The sequence below is a fragment of the Agrobacterium sp. Ap1 genome, from assembly GCF_017313375.1.
GTDB classification, from domain to species: Bacteria; Pseudomonadota; Alphaproteobacteria; order Rhizobiales; family Rhizobiaceae; genus Neorhizobium; species Neorhizobium cellulosilyticum.
Genome location: NZ_JAFLMY010000004.1, coordinates 276,203 through 290,496 on the forward strand (window position 1 = coordinate 276,203; position 14,294 = coordinate 290,496).

Annotated in this window: 15 protein-coding genes and 1 tRNA gene; 11 read left to right on the forward strand and 5 right to left on the reverse strand. The window is 58.3% G+C overall.

Going from position 1 to position 14,294, the window contains the following annotated elements:
- Positions 1-321: 321 nt before the first annotated feature.
- The 4 genes from JZX87_RS10300 (at position 322) to JZX87_RS10315 (ending at position 4,372) form a co-directional block, all read left to right on the forward strand.
- Positions 322-406: transfer RNA gene (locus tag JZX87_RS10300), tRNA-Leu, on the forward strand.
- 159 nt (positions 407-565) lie between these two features.
- On the forward strand, positions 566-2,038 hold the full coding sequence (tig, locus tag JZX87_RS10305; RefSeq protein WP_206825314.1) for a trigger factor: 1,473 nt from the start codon (positions 566-568) through the stop codon (positions 2,036-2,038).
- Positions 2,039-2,126: 88 nt separating this feature from the next.
- Entirely contained in the window at positions 2,127-3,749 is a 1,623-nt protein-coding gene (locus tag JZX87_RS10310; protein WP_206825315.1) for an ABC-F family ATP-binding cassette domain-containing protein, read from the forward strand.
- 185 nt (positions 3,750-3,934) lie between these two features.
- The gene (locus JZX87_RS10315) at positions 3,935-4,372 is read left to right on the forward strand and encodes a hypothetical protein (protein ID WP_148146421.1); all 438 of its coding nucleotides are present in this window, start codon (positions 3,935-3,937) and stop codon (positions 4,370-4,372) included.
- Between the two features lie 63 nt (positions 4,373-4,435).
- On the opposite strand, the gene JZX87_RS10320 is transcribed toward JZX87_RS10315, so the two are convergent.
- The 5 genes from JZX87_RS10320 to JZX87_RS10340 all read right to left on the reverse strand — a co-directional run bounded on the left by JZX87_RS10320 (position 4,436) and on the right by JZX87_RS10340 (position 7,844).
- Positions 4,436-4,813: a hypothetical protein gene (locus JZX87_RS10320; RefSeq protein WP_206825316.1), complete on the reverse strand. Its 378-nt coding sequence runs from the start codon at positions 4,811-4,813 to the stop codon at positions 4,436-4,438.
- A 114-nt stretch (positions 4,814-4,927) separates the two neighbouring features.
- Complete coding sequence (locus JZX87_RS10325; protein ID WP_206825317.1) at positions 4,928-5,269, reverse strand: hypothetical protein; 342 nt, start codon at positions 5,267-5,269, stop codon at positions 4,928-4,930.
- A 100-nt stretch (positions 5,270-5,369) separates the two neighbouring features.
- Positions 5,370-5,996 carry a glutathione S-transferase family protein gene (locus JZX87_RS10330; protein ID WP_206825318.1) on the reverse strand — a complete coding sequence of 209 codons (627 nt, stop codon included), beginning with the start codon at positions 5,994-5,996 and terminating at the stop codon, positions 5,370-5,372.
- A 109-nt stretch (positions 5,997-6,105) separates the two neighbouring features.
- Complete coding sequence (locus JZX87_RS10335; RefSeq protein WP_148146425.1) at positions 6,106-6,561, reverse strand: GNAT family N-acetyltransferase; 456 nt, start codon at positions 6,559-6,561, stop codon at positions 6,106-6,108.
- Between the two features lie 71 nt (positions 6,562-6,632).
- Positions 6,633-7,844 carry an NADP-dependent isocitrate dehydrogenase gene (locus JZX87_RS10340; RefSeq protein WP_148146426.1) on the reverse strand — a complete coding sequence of 404 codons (1,212 nt, stop codon included), beginning with the start codon at positions 7,842-7,844 and terminating at the stop codon, positions 6,633-6,635.
- A 228-nt stretch (positions 7,845-8,072) separates the two neighbouring features.
- On the opposite strand from JZX87_RS10340, the gene JZX87_RS10345 reads away from it, so the two are divergent.
- The 7 genes from JZX87_RS10345 to JZX87_RS10375 all read left to right on the forward strand — a co-directional run bounded on the left by JZX87_RS10345 (position 8,073) and on the right by JZX87_RS10375 (position 14,156).
- Positions 8,073-8,603: a hypothetical protein gene (locus JZX87_RS10345; RefSeq protein ID WP_148146427.1), complete on the forward strand. Its 531-nt coding sequence runs from the start codon at positions 8,073-8,075 to the stop codon at positions 8,601-8,603.
- Between the two features lie 60 nt (positions 8,604-8,663).
- Positions 8,664-10,664 (forward strand): FUSC family protein, encoded by a 2,001-nt coding sequence (locus JZX87_RS10350; protein WP_502711309.1) that lies wholly within the window; start codon positions 8,664-8,666, stop codon positions 10,662-10,664.
- A 62-nt stretch (positions 10,665-10,726) separates the two neighbouring features.
- The gene (locus JZX87_RS10355; RefSeq protein ID WP_206825320.1) at positions 10,727-11,566 is read left to right on the forward strand and encodes an RNA methyltransferase; all 840 of its coding nucleotides are present in this window, start codon (positions 10,727-10,729) and stop codon (positions 11,564-11,566) included.
- Positions 11,550-12,350, forward strand: a complete 801-nt coding sequence (murI, locus tag JZX87_RS10360; protein ID WP_206825321.1) for a glutamate racemase — start codon at positions 11,550-11,552, stop codon at positions 12,348-12,350. Before JZX87_RS10355 ends, murI begins: the two co-directional genes overlap by 17 nt.
- A gap of 399 nt (positions 12,351-12,749) precedes the next feature.
- Positions 12,750-13,001: a hypothetical protein gene (locus JZX87_RS10365; RefSeq protein WP_148146431.1), complete on the forward strand. Its 252-nt coding sequence runs from the start codon at positions 12,750-12,752 to the stop codon at positions 12,999-13,001.
- A complete protein-coding gene (locus JZX87_RS10370) occupies positions 12,998-13,453 on the forward strand; it encodes a GNAT family N-acetyltransferase (protein ID WP_353654177.1) in 456 nt (151 codons plus the stop codon). Before JZX87_RS10365 ends, JZX87_RS10370 begins: the two co-directional genes overlap by 4 nt.
- Before the next feature lie 64 nt (positions 13,454-13,517).
- A complete protein-coding gene (locus tag JZX87_RS10375) occupies positions 13,518-14,156 on the forward strand; it encodes a LysE family translocator (RefSeq protein WP_206825322.1) in 639 nt (212 codons plus the stop codon).
- The last annotated feature ends 138 nt before the right edge of the window (positions 14,157-14,294 follow it).

Consider the following 14,294-nt stretch of genomic DNA (forward strand, 5'->3'; position numbering starts at 1 on the left):
GCTGCTGCATTTAGGAGGCGTTTGCCCCGGCCTGCTCTCTGCTTCGTTCGTTAAGCTGAACCTATATAAAGGAAGATAAATTGTGCACTGCAAACGCTGAATGGATGGCATGCTTTCTGTGCATGGCTGTTTTGGTCGGCGCACGTGGCGTCCGGGAGATTGTGCTGACACCGCCAGAACGAATATCCCCTGCTTTCATCCTGTTCTGACAGTCTTCTTTTGTCCCTGTCATTTTTCCTTTGCGTGCAGGAAAACGGATGATATAGAGACGCGCGCTCTGGAAGGCCTCCGGCGACGAGGTATTTCGACGCGGTTTGGGGCGCGGGTATGGTGAAATTGGTAGACACGCCAGATTTAGGTTCTGGTGCCGCAAGGCGTGGGAGTTCAAGTCTCTCTACCCGCACCAAGCACCGCCAAGGTGTGGTCTTGAGCCAAAGAATAGGGCGAACGACCGGCGCCTTTAATGCCGCGGCTGGTCTCTTTGAAGTTCCGGCGATGTGCTGACTGTTGAACGGCTGGAGATGCCGGATAGTTGGTGCCGCCGCCACGATATGAAGGTTTGAAAATGCAGGTTACCGAAACGCTCGCTGAAGGGCTGAAGCGCGAAATCAAAGTTGTCATCCCTAAGCAGGAGATGGAAGCACAGCTGAACGTGCGCCTCGCCGATGCGAAGGATAAGGTCCGCATCAACGGCTTCCGTCCGGGCAAGGTGCCGTTGGCGCACCTCAAGAAGACCTACGGCAAGTCGATCATGGCAGATCTCGTCAACGAGATCATCCGCGACCGTCCGGGCAAGATTCTTTCAGATCGCGGCGAGAAGTCGGCAACTCAGCCGTCGATCGCAATGACCGAGGATCAGGCAGAAGCCGAAAAGATCCTGTCCGCACAGGCTGACCTTGAGTTCACGCTCACCTACGAAGTCATTCCGCCGATCGAGCTGAAGTCGACCGACAAGATCACGGTTACTCGTGAAGTCGTCGAAATCGCTGACGAAGAAGTCAACGAGCAGATCGTCAAGATCGCTGAAAGCGCTCGTACTTACGAAACCAAGAAGGGCAAGGCCGCCAACGGCGACCGCGTCACCATGAACTACCTCGGCAAGGTCGACGGCGTAGCCTTCGATGGCGGCGCTGCCGAAGATGCCGAACTGGTTCTCGGTTCCGGCCAGTTCATCCCGGGCTTCGAAGACCAGTTGGTCGGCGTTAAGGCTGGTGACGAAAAGGTCATCACGGTTACTTTCCCGGAACAGTATCCGGCTGCAAATCTCGCAGGCAAGGAAGCGACCTTCGACATCACCGTCAAGGATGTTGCTGCTCCGGGCGAAGTCGAAATCAACGACGAACTCGCTTCCAAGCTCGGCATCGAATCGGTCGATCGCCTGAAGGAAATCGTTCGCGGCCAGATCGAAAGCCAGTACGGCAACCTGACGCGCCAGAAGGTAAAGCGTCAGGTCCTCGACCAGCTCGATGAAATGTATCAGTTCGACACCCCGCAGGGTCTCGTTGACGCCGAGTTCGACAACATTTGGCGCCAGATCAACACGGATCTCGCTCAGTCTGGCAAGACCTTTGAAGACGAAGACACGACCGAAGAAGAAGCTCGCGCCGAATACCGCAAGCTTGCCGAACGTCGCGTTCGCCTGGGCCTCGTTCTCTCCGAAATCGGTGAGAAGGCTGGCGTTGAAGTGACCGAAGAAGAACTGCAGCGCGCGCTTTATGCACAGCTGCAGCAGTTCCCGGGCCAGCAGAAGGAAATCCTCGATTTCTTCCGCAACACGCCTGGTGCTTCCAACTCGCTGCGCGCTCCGATCTTCGAAGAAAAGGTTATCGACAAGCTGCTTACCGAAGTGAAGGTCACCGACAAGACCGTCACCAAGGAAGAGCTGATGGCTGACGACGAAGCCGAAGGCGACGACAAGCCGGCCAAGAAGAAGGCTGCGCCGAAGAAGGCCAAGGCTGAAGCTGCGGAAGGCGAAGAAGCCGCTCCGAAGAAGAAGGCTGCTCCGAAGAAGAAGGCCGCTGAAGACAGCGCCGAATAATCTTCGCAGAAAATGATTGGAAAAGCCGGGTCGGCAACGATCCGGCTTTTTTATTGTCTACAACCCATCAACTGACGTTTGCCGAGCCATGATCCGTATCGAAAATATCAGCAAGTCGAACAGCCATCGCATTCTCTACATCGAGGCTTCGGCTGCGCTCAATCGCGGTGAAAAAATCGGCCTCGTTGGCCCGAACGGCGCCGGCAAGACGACACTGTTTCGGATGATCACCGGCGGTGAGATCCCCGATGAAGGCCAAGTTTCGGTCGAGAAGCACGTCACCATCGGCTATTTCAATCAGGATGTCGGCGAAATGTCCGGCGTCAGCGCCGTCACCGAAGTGATGGATGGCGCGGGTCCCGTCAGCACGGTTGCGGCCGAACTGCGCGAACTCGAAGCCGCCATGGTCGATCCGGACCGTATGGACGAGATGGATGCCATCATCGAGCGTTACGGCGAGGTTCAGGCTCGTTACGAGGAACTCGACGGTTATGGGCTGGAAAGCCGGGCACGTGAAGTGCTTGCCGGTCTCTCCTTTAGCCAGGAAATGATGGATGGCGATGTCGGCAAGCTTTCGGGCGGCTGGAAGATGCGTGTGGCGCTGGCCCGCATTCTTCTGATGCGCCCGGACGTGATGCTGCTCGACGAACCATCCAACCATCTCGATCTCGAAAGTCTGATCTGGCTGGAACAGTTCCTGAAAGGTTATGACGGCGCGCTTCTGATGACCTCGCACGACCGCGAGTTCATGAACCGGATCGTCAACAAGATCATCGAGATAGATGCCGGGTCGCTCAATACCTATGCAGGTGATTACGGGTTCTACGAGCAGCAGCGGGCGCAGAACGAAAAGCAGCAGCAGGCGCAGTTCGAGCGCCAGCAGGCGATGCTCGCAAAGGAAATCAAGTTCATCGAGCGCTTCAAGGCGCGTGCGTCGCATGCCGCTCAGGTTCAGAGCCGGGTGAAGAAGCTCGACAAGATCGAGCGCGTCGAGCCGCCGAAGCGCCGCCAGTCGGTCGCTTTCGAATTCCAGGCACCGCCGCGTTCGGGTGAAGACGTTGCCAACCTCAAGGGCGTTCACAAGGCTTATGGCAGCAGGACGATCTATGAAGGCCTGGATTTCTCCATTCGCCGCAAGGAACGCTGGTGCATCATGGGCGTCAACGGTGCCGGCAAGTCGACGCTTCTGAAGCTGATTGCCGGTTCGGCCGAACCGGATCAGGGATCTGTTGCGATCGGTGCCAGCGTCAAGATGGGCTATTTTGCCCAGCACGCCATGGACCTGCTCGATGGCGAGCAGACCGTGTTCGAATGGCTCGAATCGGAGTTTCCGCGTGCCGGGCAGGGCGCACTGCGCACGCTTGCCGGCTGCTTTGGATTCTCCGGCGACGATGTAGAGAAGAGGTGTCGTGTGCTTTCAGGGGGCGAAAAGGCGCGCCTCGTCATGGCGGCCATGCTGTTCGATCCGCCGAATTTCCTCGTTCTTGACGAGCCGACCAACCACCTCGACCTCGATACCAAGGAAATGCTGATCAAGGCACTATCCGAATATGAAGGCACGATGCTTTTCGTCAGCCACGATCGCCATTTCCTTTCCGAGCTTTCCAATCGCGTGCTGGAAGTTTCCTCCGAAGGCGTCCATCGTTATGATGGCGGCTACCGCGAATACGTCGAGCGCACCGGTTACGAAGCTCCCGGCCTTGTCGCCTGACGTCCCCGTCGAGCACAACATTGGAAATTGTGATCGGCTCTCTGGCCGGTTACTGGTTTTGAATGTCTTGATCCGTAGCGCCTTGCGCCTAGCTAGTCCTCCGGTGGCTGGTAAAGGTAAAACGGCGATGTTGGATTATGAATTTTCAGACACTGTGTTTGCGGGCCTTCGCCCGGCTATCGATTTTGAGTATTTTGCTTGGCGCATGCACGATCCCGCCGGATACGTCGCGGGTTATCGGTGAAAATTCGACGGTAGCGGCGGCGCGAACCGAACTCGTCGGATTGGATGAAGACGATGTTCGCATGTGTGCAGGTTTTCCGACCGCAAGCACTGCGACTACCGACGGCGGCACGATCTGGGCCTATCGCCGTGACATGCCGCGCGGAAACTGGAACGTCGTCAATCCGTCCTTCACCCTTTTCGGCGCGATACCCGCGGTGAACACGTCGACGAGCGGATCCTCGGGCGGCAATTGCAGCACGCAGTTTCGATTCGCGGAAAACAGGCTGAAGCAGGTGGAGTTTGCGGGTGACAACAACACCGCAACCGATCTGAACGGTCTTTGCGTCAGCATGATCGACAATTGCCTGATCTATGCCCGCAAGAAAAAGGCGCGATGAAGGTAGCGCCATCTCATGAAAAAAGCCGCGCAATGCGCGGCTTTTGTAGGTTTGCGATATGCCTCAACGGCAGACGCGGATAGATTCCATATGCCAGCCGCCATCATAGGCGTTGCGAACCCGCTGATCCTCGAACCAGCAGCGCGGCGGAGGCGGTGGTGGCTCCACGTAACGGGGACCGCCGCTATTGGCCAAGGCCCCGCCGATCAGGCCGCCGACAATACCTGCAGCCAAGCCTCCGGCAATGACCTTGCCGGTATTGTCGTGGTGGCGATGATGACGGTCACGGTCGCGATCCCAACGTGGCGGTGGCGGTCCGCGACGGTCGTCCCAACGCGGCGGCGGTCCGTCGCGCCATTGCGCCATCGCTGTTCCGGCCGGGGCCATGGCCGCGCTGGTGAGGATGGCGATGGAGAGGACAGAAAGAGCAATCTTCTTCATGTGTTTCGTCCCTGGGCGCCGGATTGTCCTTGGCGCTTCGATGGCGGACATTGCGCCAGTCTGCCTTAACGTAGCTTGAACGAAATCGCTCTTTCCTTGGGTCTAGCTACAGTCCTACTGATGGATCGTGTAGGATCCCATGGCGCAGAGATCCTGAGTATCTTCCATGTCCTCGAAATTGGAATCTTCGGTAAACTCGAAACGCATGTCGTATTTGCAGGTCCGGCGACCGTCGGCGATCGTGATCTTCATGCTCTCGCCCGGCTCGAGAACATCATCACCGAACACGTCATCTTCCCAATTGTCGACACCGGTCGGCGAAGTATAGAATCGCTCAAGCGTGCCGCTGGTTTTGTTGATCAATGTAAAGACGAGATCGTCTGCGGCGCGCGAGGCACCAACAGAAAGAATAAGCGCTGCAAACGCACCGGTGGCGATGGAAGTGAACCGTGTCATGTGAAAGATCCCAGCCCATGATTGGGCGGTAGATCATTACCCCATTGGTAAAGACCTTCAATAAGCCTCCGGATTCATGATGAATCTTGGCTTTCGTCAATCAAGTGGTTTGAAGGGCAGATGCTGCCATGTCGTCCTTTTCCACCGCACGCTGATAGGCGTCGCGAAGAGCGATGCGCCCGAAATATTGCTCGAAGGCCGGCCGTTTTTCGATCGAGCCGAATTGCAGCCCCCAGCCGATCTGCGAGCCGACATAGACATCCGCCGCGCTGAATTTTTCGCCGGCTATGTAGGAATTGCTGCGAAGGGCGAATTCCAGCCCATCCATGACTTCGGCAAAACTGCCGTAGCCGATCATCCGCTCGCGGCCGGGTGGAACTTCAAAGCCGAGCGCACGGTTGCTCACTGCCGCTTCGAGCGGACCGGCAGCGAAAAACATCCATCGATAATAATCGGCGCGGTCTGCGAGCGAGGGCGCCAAACCTTTTTCGGGAAAGGCATCGGCAAGATAGGCGCAGATCGCCGCACATTCCGTCACCGTCTTTTTGCCGTGAATAATTGCCGGGACCTTGCCCATCGGATTGACTGCCTTGTAGCTGTCATCCTTCATCGTCGTGCCGAATTGCAGGATCTCCGTGCGGTAGGGCGCGCCGATTTCCTCCAGCATCCAGCGGGCAATGCGGCCGCGCGACATCGGGTTGGTGTAAAATAGAATTTCGTCTGCCATCCGTTGTCCTCCTGTTGCCGCTCCTTGTTTTGGAGCGTGCGGCATACAATTAAGGTCTGAAGTTCGCGGCAATGGCGACCGGATTGCCCGGCCCGGCTGGTAGTATCTGCTAAAGCGGCTTGCGATACTGGATAAAACCCGGCGCCACGGCGACCCGGTCATAGAGACGCCGCGCCGCGTCGTTCTTTTCCTGCGTCAGCCAGTAGAGACGCCCGGCATTCTTGTCCCGGGCAAGCAGCGCCACCTTCTCGATCAACGCCTCGCCGACGCCGCGGCCTCTCTGGCTGTCATCGACATAGAGGTCCTGCAGATAGCAGGTCGTGTCCGGCAGCCAGGTCGAGCGGTGGAAGAGTGCATGCACGATGCCGACAAGCTTGCCCTCGTCGAATGCGCCCAGTGCATGCATAGGTTCTTCCGGGTCGTGAAACCGCGACCAGGTGATGTCGTACTGCTCCTTCGGTAGTTCCGATTCATAGAAGCGGATATAGGCCTCGAACAACGGTTGCCACGCCTCGCGATCGGATGGCGCGAGAGGGCGGATTTCGACAGGACGATTGGCAGACATGCTAAGCCTCCGGCGCAAAAGAAAACGGCGGGGAAAACCCCGCCGTTCAAATGTAATCCGAAGATTATGGCTTACGCCATGGCCTTCTTAAGGTTTTCGTCGATCTTGTCGAGGAAAGCAGTGGTCGAGAGCCACGGCTGATCCGGGCCGATGAGCAGCGCCAGGTCCTTGGTCATGAAGCCGGCTTCGACCGTGTCGATGCAGACCTTTTCCAAGGTGTCGGCGAATTTCGTCAGTTCCGCATTGTCGTCCAGCTTGGCGCGGTGTGCGAGGCCACGGGTCCAGGCGAAGATCGAGGCGATCGAGTTCGTCGAGGTTTCCTGACCCTTCTGGTGCTGGCGGTAGTGGCGGGTAACCGTGCCGTGTGCTGCTTCGGCTTCAACCGTCTTGCCATCCGGCGTCATCAGAACCGAGGTCATCAGGCCGAGAGAACCGAAGCCCTGTGCAACGATGTCGGACTGGACGTCACCGTCATAGTTCTTGCAGGCCCAGACGTAACCGCCGGACCACTTCAGCGCGGAAGCGACCATGTCGTCGATCAGGCGATGTTCGTACCAGATCTTGGCTTCGTCGTACTGTGCCTTGAATTCGGCGTCGAAGATCTCTTGGAACAGATCCTTGAAGCGGCCATCATAGGCCTTGAGGATCGTGTTCTTGGTCGACAGGTAGCAGGGAACGCCGCGCTGCAGGGCATAGTTGAACGAAGCGCGGGCGAAATCGCGGATAGAATCGTCGAGGTTGTACATTGCCATGGCAACGCCAGAGGATGGAGCGTCGAACACGTCATGCTCGATGGTCTGGCCATCGTCGCCGACGAACTTGATCGACAGCTTGCCCTTGCCCGGGAACTTGAAATCGGTGGCGCGATACTGGTCGCCGAAAGCGTGACGGCCGACGATGATCGGCTTGGTCCAGCCCGGAACCAGACGCGGCACGTTCTGCATGATGATCGGCTCGCGGAAGATGACGCCGCCGAGGATGTTGCGGATCGTGCCGTTCGGGCTCTTCCACATCTTCTTCAGCTTGAATTCTTCGACGCGGGCTTCGTCCGGCGTGATGGTGGCGCACTTGATGCCGACGCCGTGCTTCTTGATGGCGTTGGCGGCGTCGATCGTCACCTGGTCGTCGGTGGCGTCGCGGTTCTCGACCGAGAGATCGTAATATTCGATGTCGAGATCGAGATAGGGCAGGATCAGCTTATCCTTGATCAACTGCCAGATGATGCGGGTCATCTCGTCGCCGTCGAGATCGACGACCGGGTTGGCTACCTTGATCTTCTGCATGGACTTCCTCTTGTCGTGTATGGGCCGGACCGGCCCCGAATGGATCAACGGGTTGCGCTATAACATCGCAGGGCAGGTGTGCAAAGCCGTGAGACAGGGATTGGCGGCTTTTCTGTGAGATTTCAACGCAGGGCCCTTCTGGCTTTGAAAAACAGCAAGAATGGTCATTGCCAAATAAAGGCCGAGGGGTAATGTCCGCGCAAATCGCTTCGAATACGGATCACCGCCATGCGAACTCTGCCGCTCGCTCTTGCCCTGTCGTTTCTGTCCACGGTTTCGGTTGCTGCCGAACCCGTCGATCCGGTCAAGGAGGTGATGAAGGTCACCGAAGAAAATTGGAACAGCAACGACAGCGACTGGAAGTTCATCTTCGATCCCGATCCGCTGGCGCGCCTGTTCAGCAAGCGCTTCCAGACGGCCTATGCCGATGCCGCCAAGCATCCGGCCTATGAAACGGAAAACAACCAGCCAGGCGACCCATTCGGTTACGATGTCGTCACCGCCTCGCAGGATGGCTGCCCGCTGCAGGATATCGTCATCGCGCCGGGCGTAGCGGTAAATGGCAAAACCGACTTCAAGGTCACGTTCAAGCAATGGACCTGCATCGATGACGCCGATCTAAAGGACACGGTCTCCGAAGTGCATTTCGATGTGATCGATGAGGGCGGCAAGCCCGTCATTGACGACATCCACCGTGTGGCCGATGGCGAAAGCGATAGCGTCGTCGAGGAAATGCAGTCGATAGCCAAGGGCGAGTGATGCCGGGCGTGCCCGGCTTTCGGCATGATACAAGCGATGTCTAGGGCGCGGCGGATGGCCATGACGTTTGCCGATCGCCTGCTGGCCCATGATCCCGCCTTGTCGCGGGTGAAGATGGGAGCGCGTGTGACGCTCACCATCCTCGCCTCGATCCTCGTCCTGATCGCCATTCATCTGGCGGTAACGCCGCTGCCGTCGATTTCCTATGCGCTGGCAATCGTGCTGTCGATCGAAGGCGGCGTCGCCGTGAAGGACAAGAGGCCCGGCGACCAGCTGACGACGCGCCTGATGGGCTGCACGGCAAGCCTTTTCTGCATCACGCTTGCGGCAGCGCTCGAACCTTACCGGCTTGTCGCCGACCTGACCTTCCTATGTGTCATCCTTGCGGCGAGCATTGCACGCGTATTCGGCCAGCGCGGTTTTGCCGTCGGCATGTTCGCGTTCATTTCCTATTTCATCGGCGCCTATTTGCGACCGACATTTTCGGAACTGCCGCTGGCGGCTTTGGGGCCGCTTTTTGCCGTCGCCTTCGGGCACCTGATCCGCAAATACCTGCTGGTTGACGACTGGCGTCGCGATCTGAGCAAAACTTTTCGGGCGATAGAGCATCGTGTGTCGGATATTCTGCTGCGACTTGCCGGGCTTGCCGCAAGCGGAACGCTGACGGAGAAAGATCGCCTCGAACTGCGCCAGATGGAAGAGCAGCTGAAGGACGTGGTGCTGATGGCGGAAGGCCTTCTCCCGCGCAGTGCTGACGGTTCCATGCCCAGTGACAGCAGTCCCGTCATGGCCGTTTCGATCGCCATCTTCGATCTTCACCTTGCCGCTGAAAGCGTCATCGTGCAATCGCTTGTGGCCTTGCCGCCTGCCGCTCTTGTGAATGCCGTGCTCCATGATGATGCGGTCGCGGCAAAGCTGATCGCGGAAGACCCTTCTATTGCGGCCAGTGAAGAGCGAACAAGGCATAGCGTCCATGCGCTGTTATGGCTGCAGCGGGCCTCTTCCGCCCTGCGTGAGGCTGCCACCGACCGGGCCTTCCAGCAGTTGATGGCCTTTGGCGACTTGCCGCGGGCAGGGCCGCCGGTGAAACCGGATTTCTCCTGGAAGAACCCGCTCGTGCGCGCGGCCATCCAGATCACCATCGCCTCCGGTATCGCCATGGTCTTCGGGCTGCTCCTCTCCCGTGACCGCTGGTTCTGGGCCGTGCTGACGGCATTTCTCGTGTTTAACAACACTCGCTCGCGCGGCGACGCGGCGCTGCGGGCGATCCAGCGATCAGTCGGCACCCTGCTCGGCGTTGCGATCGGGCTTGCCCTGGCGACGCTTCTTTCCGGTCATACGGTAGCAACCGTCGGCCTTGCGTCCGTCTGCGTGTTTCTGGCTTTCTATTACCTGCAGGTCTCCTACGCACTTTTGAGCTTCTTCGTCACCATCGTGCTTTGCCTCGTCTATGGCCTGATCGGCCAGCTCACATATGAGGTTCTTTTGCTGCGGCTTGAGGAAACGGTGATCGGCTCAATCGCCGGCATGTTCGTCGCCTTCGTCATCTTTCCATCCTCCACCCGCTCGACCGTCGAACTGGCGGTTGCCCGATGGTACGACGCGCTCGGACAATTGCTGGAGGCGGTGGACAACGGGGAAAGCCGCTACCGGCTGATCGAATTGTCGAACCGCCTCGATGAGACTTACCGAGACCTGACCGTTGCTGCGCGTCCGCTGGGCAGTGCATGGTCGCTGGTCACCCGGCCGGGGCCGATCCGCCAGACATTGGCGATTTTCCTCGCCACCTCCTATTGGGCCCGGATCCTGGCGCGGGATTTTGCAAATGCTGGAAACGGCAACGACCCGGAAATGCACCGAGCGATCGATAATGCAAGGCAGGCGCTGGAGAAGGCCACAGCCAGGAAGGCGGACTGTTTTTCCATCAAGACGCCGCGTCATGCTGCTGCAAGCGGCAATTTGCCGGCACCGGGGCAGGGCGCCGAACATGGGGCGGATATGGTCGCCAATCTGCTCAATCGCCTTTATCCACCGGCAGCAGATGAGCAAAAGAGCCAATAACCGGCTTGCCGTTGTTGGCCGACGGGTCTATTGCCCGGCTCCAAGAACAAGCGGAAACGAATATGTCGGGCACCAATAGCGAACGTGAACTCATTGCCGAAGGGCCGGCGATCATTCTGGTCGAGCCGCAACTCGGAGAAAATATCGGCATGGTCGCCCGCGCCATGGCCAATTTCGGCCTCGTCGAACTGCGCCTCGTCAACCCGCGTGACGGTTGGCCGAATGAAAAGGCGCGCTCTGCCGCCTCCAAGGCCGATCACGTCATTGACGGCACGAAGGTCTATGAGACTCTGGAAGAGGCGATCAGCGATCTCAACTTCGTTTATGCGACGACGGCGCGCGAACGTTACGGCTTCAAGCCCGTCCGCTCGCCGGTCTTCGCCGCCGCCACCTTGCGGGAAAAATTCAAAGCGGGTGAAAAGACCGGCATCCTTTTCGGTCGCGAGCGCTGGGGTCTGAACAATGAGGAAGTGGCGCTTGCCGACGAAATCGTTACTTTCCCGGTCAACCCAGCCTTCGCGTCGCTCAATATCGCCCAGGCCGTGCTCCTCATGTCCTATGACTGGATGAAGTCGGGCATCGACGATCTCGAGGAAACTCGCTTCCAGCCGATCGAACAGAATCCCTCGACCAAGGAACAGGTTCTCGGCATGTTCGAGCATGTCGAGGAGGCATTGGATGCCCGCGGTTATTTCCATCCGCCTGAAAAAAAGCCCAAAATGATCGACAACCTTCGTGCCGTCCTGTCGCGTCGGGCCTTTTCCGAACAGGAGATCAGCGTGTTTCGCGGTGTTATACGCTCGCTTGATCGCTTTCCGCGGCAATGGCCGGAAAAGATTGTTCCGAGACAGAGGAAGGCCTCAGAGGCAGGGGAGACAGAGGGGAATGACAGCGGCGAATGAGCTGAAGCCCATACTGGTGTTCGATTCGGGCATCGGTGGGCTGACGGTGCTGCGTGAAGCGCGCGTGCTGATGCCCGAGCGCGGTTTCGTTTATGTTGCCGACGATGCAGCCTTTCCCTATGGCAGTTGGGAGGAGGGCGCTCTGCAGAGCCGCATCCTTTCGCTATTCGAAAAGCTTCTTGCGGAACATCAGCCCGAAATCTGCGTCATCGCCTGCAATACGGCTTTCACCCTTGCCGGTGCCGCACTTCGCCAAAAATTCCCGCAAATGACCTTCGTCGGCACAGTGCCGGCAATCAAGCCTGCCGCCGAGCGCACCCGCTCCGGCCTCGTTTCTGTTCTGGCAACACCCGGCACCGTCAAGCGCGCCTATACGCGCGATCTCATCCAGTCCTTCGCCACCCAGTGTCATGTCCGCCTTGTCGGATCCGAAAACCTTGCCCGCATGGCGGAAAGTTATATCCGCGGCGAGGCGATTTCCGATGACGAGGTGCTCGCCGAGATCGCCCCATGTTTCGTCGAGAAGGATGGCGAGAAGACCGATATCGTCGTGCTTGCTTGCACGCATTACCCCTTCATGGCCAATCTCTTCCGTCGTCTTGCGCCCTGGCCCGTCGACTGGCTCGACCCGGCCGAAGCAATAGCAAGGCAGGCTCGACGCAAAGCGCCGCTCATCGAAGGCGCTGAACATCCCGAAGGTTTCGACTTTGCCGTCTTCACCTCAGGTAATCCGGATTTTGCCACCCGCCGCCTGATGCAGGGGTTTGGCCTGCGCACCGGCTGAGGCATGGCCTGATCGCCGACTGTTGCCCTCGTGCAACAAAAATACCTTTGAGTGCAATTTTCGATTGTGGGTGCTTGCGCGTTTGAAAAGACCGTGCAATGTTCCAGCATCCGCAACTCAAGCAAGGGAGAGCATCGATGAATACATTTTCTGCTTACATGCGCCTCTCTGGCGGATTGGTCCGAACCATGCGGGTGAATTACCCGCGCAATCTGCTCGGACTGGCTTTCCGCGGCTGATAACGCCCGGAATCCGCCTATTGGCATCTTTCTCGATCTAAACTCGATTTGACGTGACCGGTCTATCCGTCTGACGGCTATTGCCGTTAGCACTTCCGCGCGCGTCTTTCCAAAACCACGAAAGGACCCGCTCGCATGCGCGAGGCGGGGCGGAAAAGCTATGCGTGAAATGCACGTAATGGTTGCCGATGTTCTGTCGGCAGAAATGGACGCTCTTCACCGGCGCCACGGTCCCTGGCGTCTGATAAAGGCACTTGTCGCGACCCTCGTCAGGCGCTCTTCGCCGTTTTCGGCAAACCGCTCGTCCGATCTCGACAATCACATGCTTCGGGATATCGGTTTGCCCGAGAACGTTCCGGAGGTCGATTTCGTCCTGCAGTCCCGGTTCGTCGACTGGAGGAACTACCTGTGAGCGACGGTCTGACCTGCCGCCAACTGGCCCTGGCAGACATGGAGGCCGCATCGAATGTGTTTCGCACCACATTCCATGCGCGACTTCCATGGCTCGCCGGCCTTCACAAGCCGGAAGAGGATCGGGCTTTCTGGTCGGGATACCTGTTCTCGAATTGCGCCATCTGGGGTGCTGCCCGACAGGGTGAACTGATCGGCGTTATCGCGTTCCGCAAGGGCCGGGTCGATCAACTTTATATCCTGCCGCACATGCAGGGGCAGGGCATCGGCTCTCGCCTTCTCTATCTCGCCAAGGCCAGTCATGCGCGCCTTAATCTCTGGACCTTTCAGAAGAATACCGGTGCCCGGCATTTTTATGAAAGTCAGGGATTTGAGGCCGTTCGCGAAACCGATGGCGCAGACAACGAACAATACGAGCCTGACATTCTTTACAGCTGGCGCCGCTGCGCCTGAAACGCACACTTGTCATGCGGATCTTTCCGTGACTTGATCTTGCTATCTACCTGAGGAAATTTCCATGTCGCTCGAACACTGGCTTGCATTCGTTGCCGCATCCGCCGTGCTGCTGGCAATTCCGGGACCGACTATCCTTCTCGTCATTTCCTATGCGTTGAGCCATGGCCGCAAGGTGGCAAGCGCGACCGTGGCTGGCGTGGCGCTCGGCGATTTCACCGCCATGACCGCCTCCATGCTTGGCCTCGGTGCGCTTTTGGCAACATCCGCCATGCTGTTCACCGTGTTGAAATGGGTCGGTGCCGCCTACCTCATTTATCTGGGTATCAAGCTGTGGCGCGCGCCGGTATCCGGACAGGCGCAGGCCGTCGAAGAGGCAGATGCGGCGGCTATCCGCCCGTTCCGGGTCCTCCTCCACACCTATGCCGTGACGGCGCTGAACCCGAAAAGCATCGTATTTTTCGTCGCCTTCCTGCCGCAGTTTCTTGATCTGTCGCGGCCGCTCTTCTTCCAGATGGCGGTTTTTGAAGTGACCTTCCTCATTCTGGCAACCATCAATGCCGCGCTCTACGGACTTCTTGCCTCGATGGCGCGCGACACGATCCGCAAGCCCAAGGTCCAGCGTATCGTCAATCGCACCGGCGGTTCGCTGATGATCGGTGCGGGGCTACTGTCGCTCGGCTTCAAACGCGTTGCCGCCTGATCGCAAATGTCTGATCTTAATGCCTGTTGATTTTTCTCTCTTTCCCGAAGAAACGAATCTCGATCTCTGTTAAGGGGAGGGGTCGGCGCGCTGTGTCACCGCAGCAAGACCGCCGGCAAACCACCAATTTACGGCATA

Coding starts and splice junctions, on each gene's coding strand:
- tig (WP_206825314.1), top strand. CDS start 566: ATGCAGGTTACCGAAACGCTCGCTGAAGGGCTGAAGCGCGAAATCAAA.
- JZX87_RS10310 (WP_206825315.1), top strand. CDS start 2,127: ATGATCCGTATCGAAAATATCAGCAAGTCGAACAGCCATCGCATTCTC.
- JZX87_RS10320 (WP_206825316.1), bottom strand. CDS start 4,813: ATGAAGAAGATTGCTCTTTCTGTCCTCTCCATCGCCATCCTCACCAGC.
- JZX87_RS10325 (WP_206825317.1), bottom strand. CDS start 5,269: ATGACACGGTTCACTTCCATCGCCACCGGTGCGTTTGCAGCGCTTATT.
- JZX87_RS10330 (WP_206825318.1), bottom strand. CDS start 5,996: ATGGCAGACGAAATTCTATTTTACACCAACCCGATGTCGCGCGGCCGC.
- JZX87_RS10335 (WP_148146425.1), bottom strand. CDS start 6,561: ATGTCTGCCAATCGTCCTGTCGAAATCCGCCCTCTCGCGCCATCCGAT.
- JZX87_RS10340 (WP_148146426.1), bottom strand. CDS start 7,844: ATGCAGAAGATCAAGGTAGCCAACCCGGTCGTCGATCTCGACGGCGAC.
- JZX87_RS10345 (WP_148146427.1), top strand. CDS start 8,073: ATGCGAACTCTGCCGCTCGCTCTTGCCCTGTCGTTTCTGTCCACGGTT.
- JZX87_RS10350 (WP_502711309.1), top strand. CDS start 8,664: ATGACGTTTGCCGATCGCCTGCTGGCCCATGATCCCGCCTTGTCGCGG.
- JZX87_RS10355 (WP_206825320.1), top strand. CDS start 10,727: ATGTCGGGCACCAATAGCGAACGTGAACTCATTGCCGAAGGGCCGGCG.
- murI (WP_206825321.1), top strand. CDS start 11,550: ATGACAGCGGCGAATGAGCTGAAGCCCATACTGGTGTTCGATTCGGGC.
- JZX87_RS10365 (WP_148146431.1), top strand. CDS start 12,750: ATGCGTGAAATGCACGTAATGGTTGCCGATGTTCTGTCGGCAGAAATG.
- JZX87_RS10375 (WP_206825322.1), top strand. CDS start 13,518: ATGTCGCTCGAACACTGGCTTGCATTCGTTGCCGCATCCGCCGTGCTG.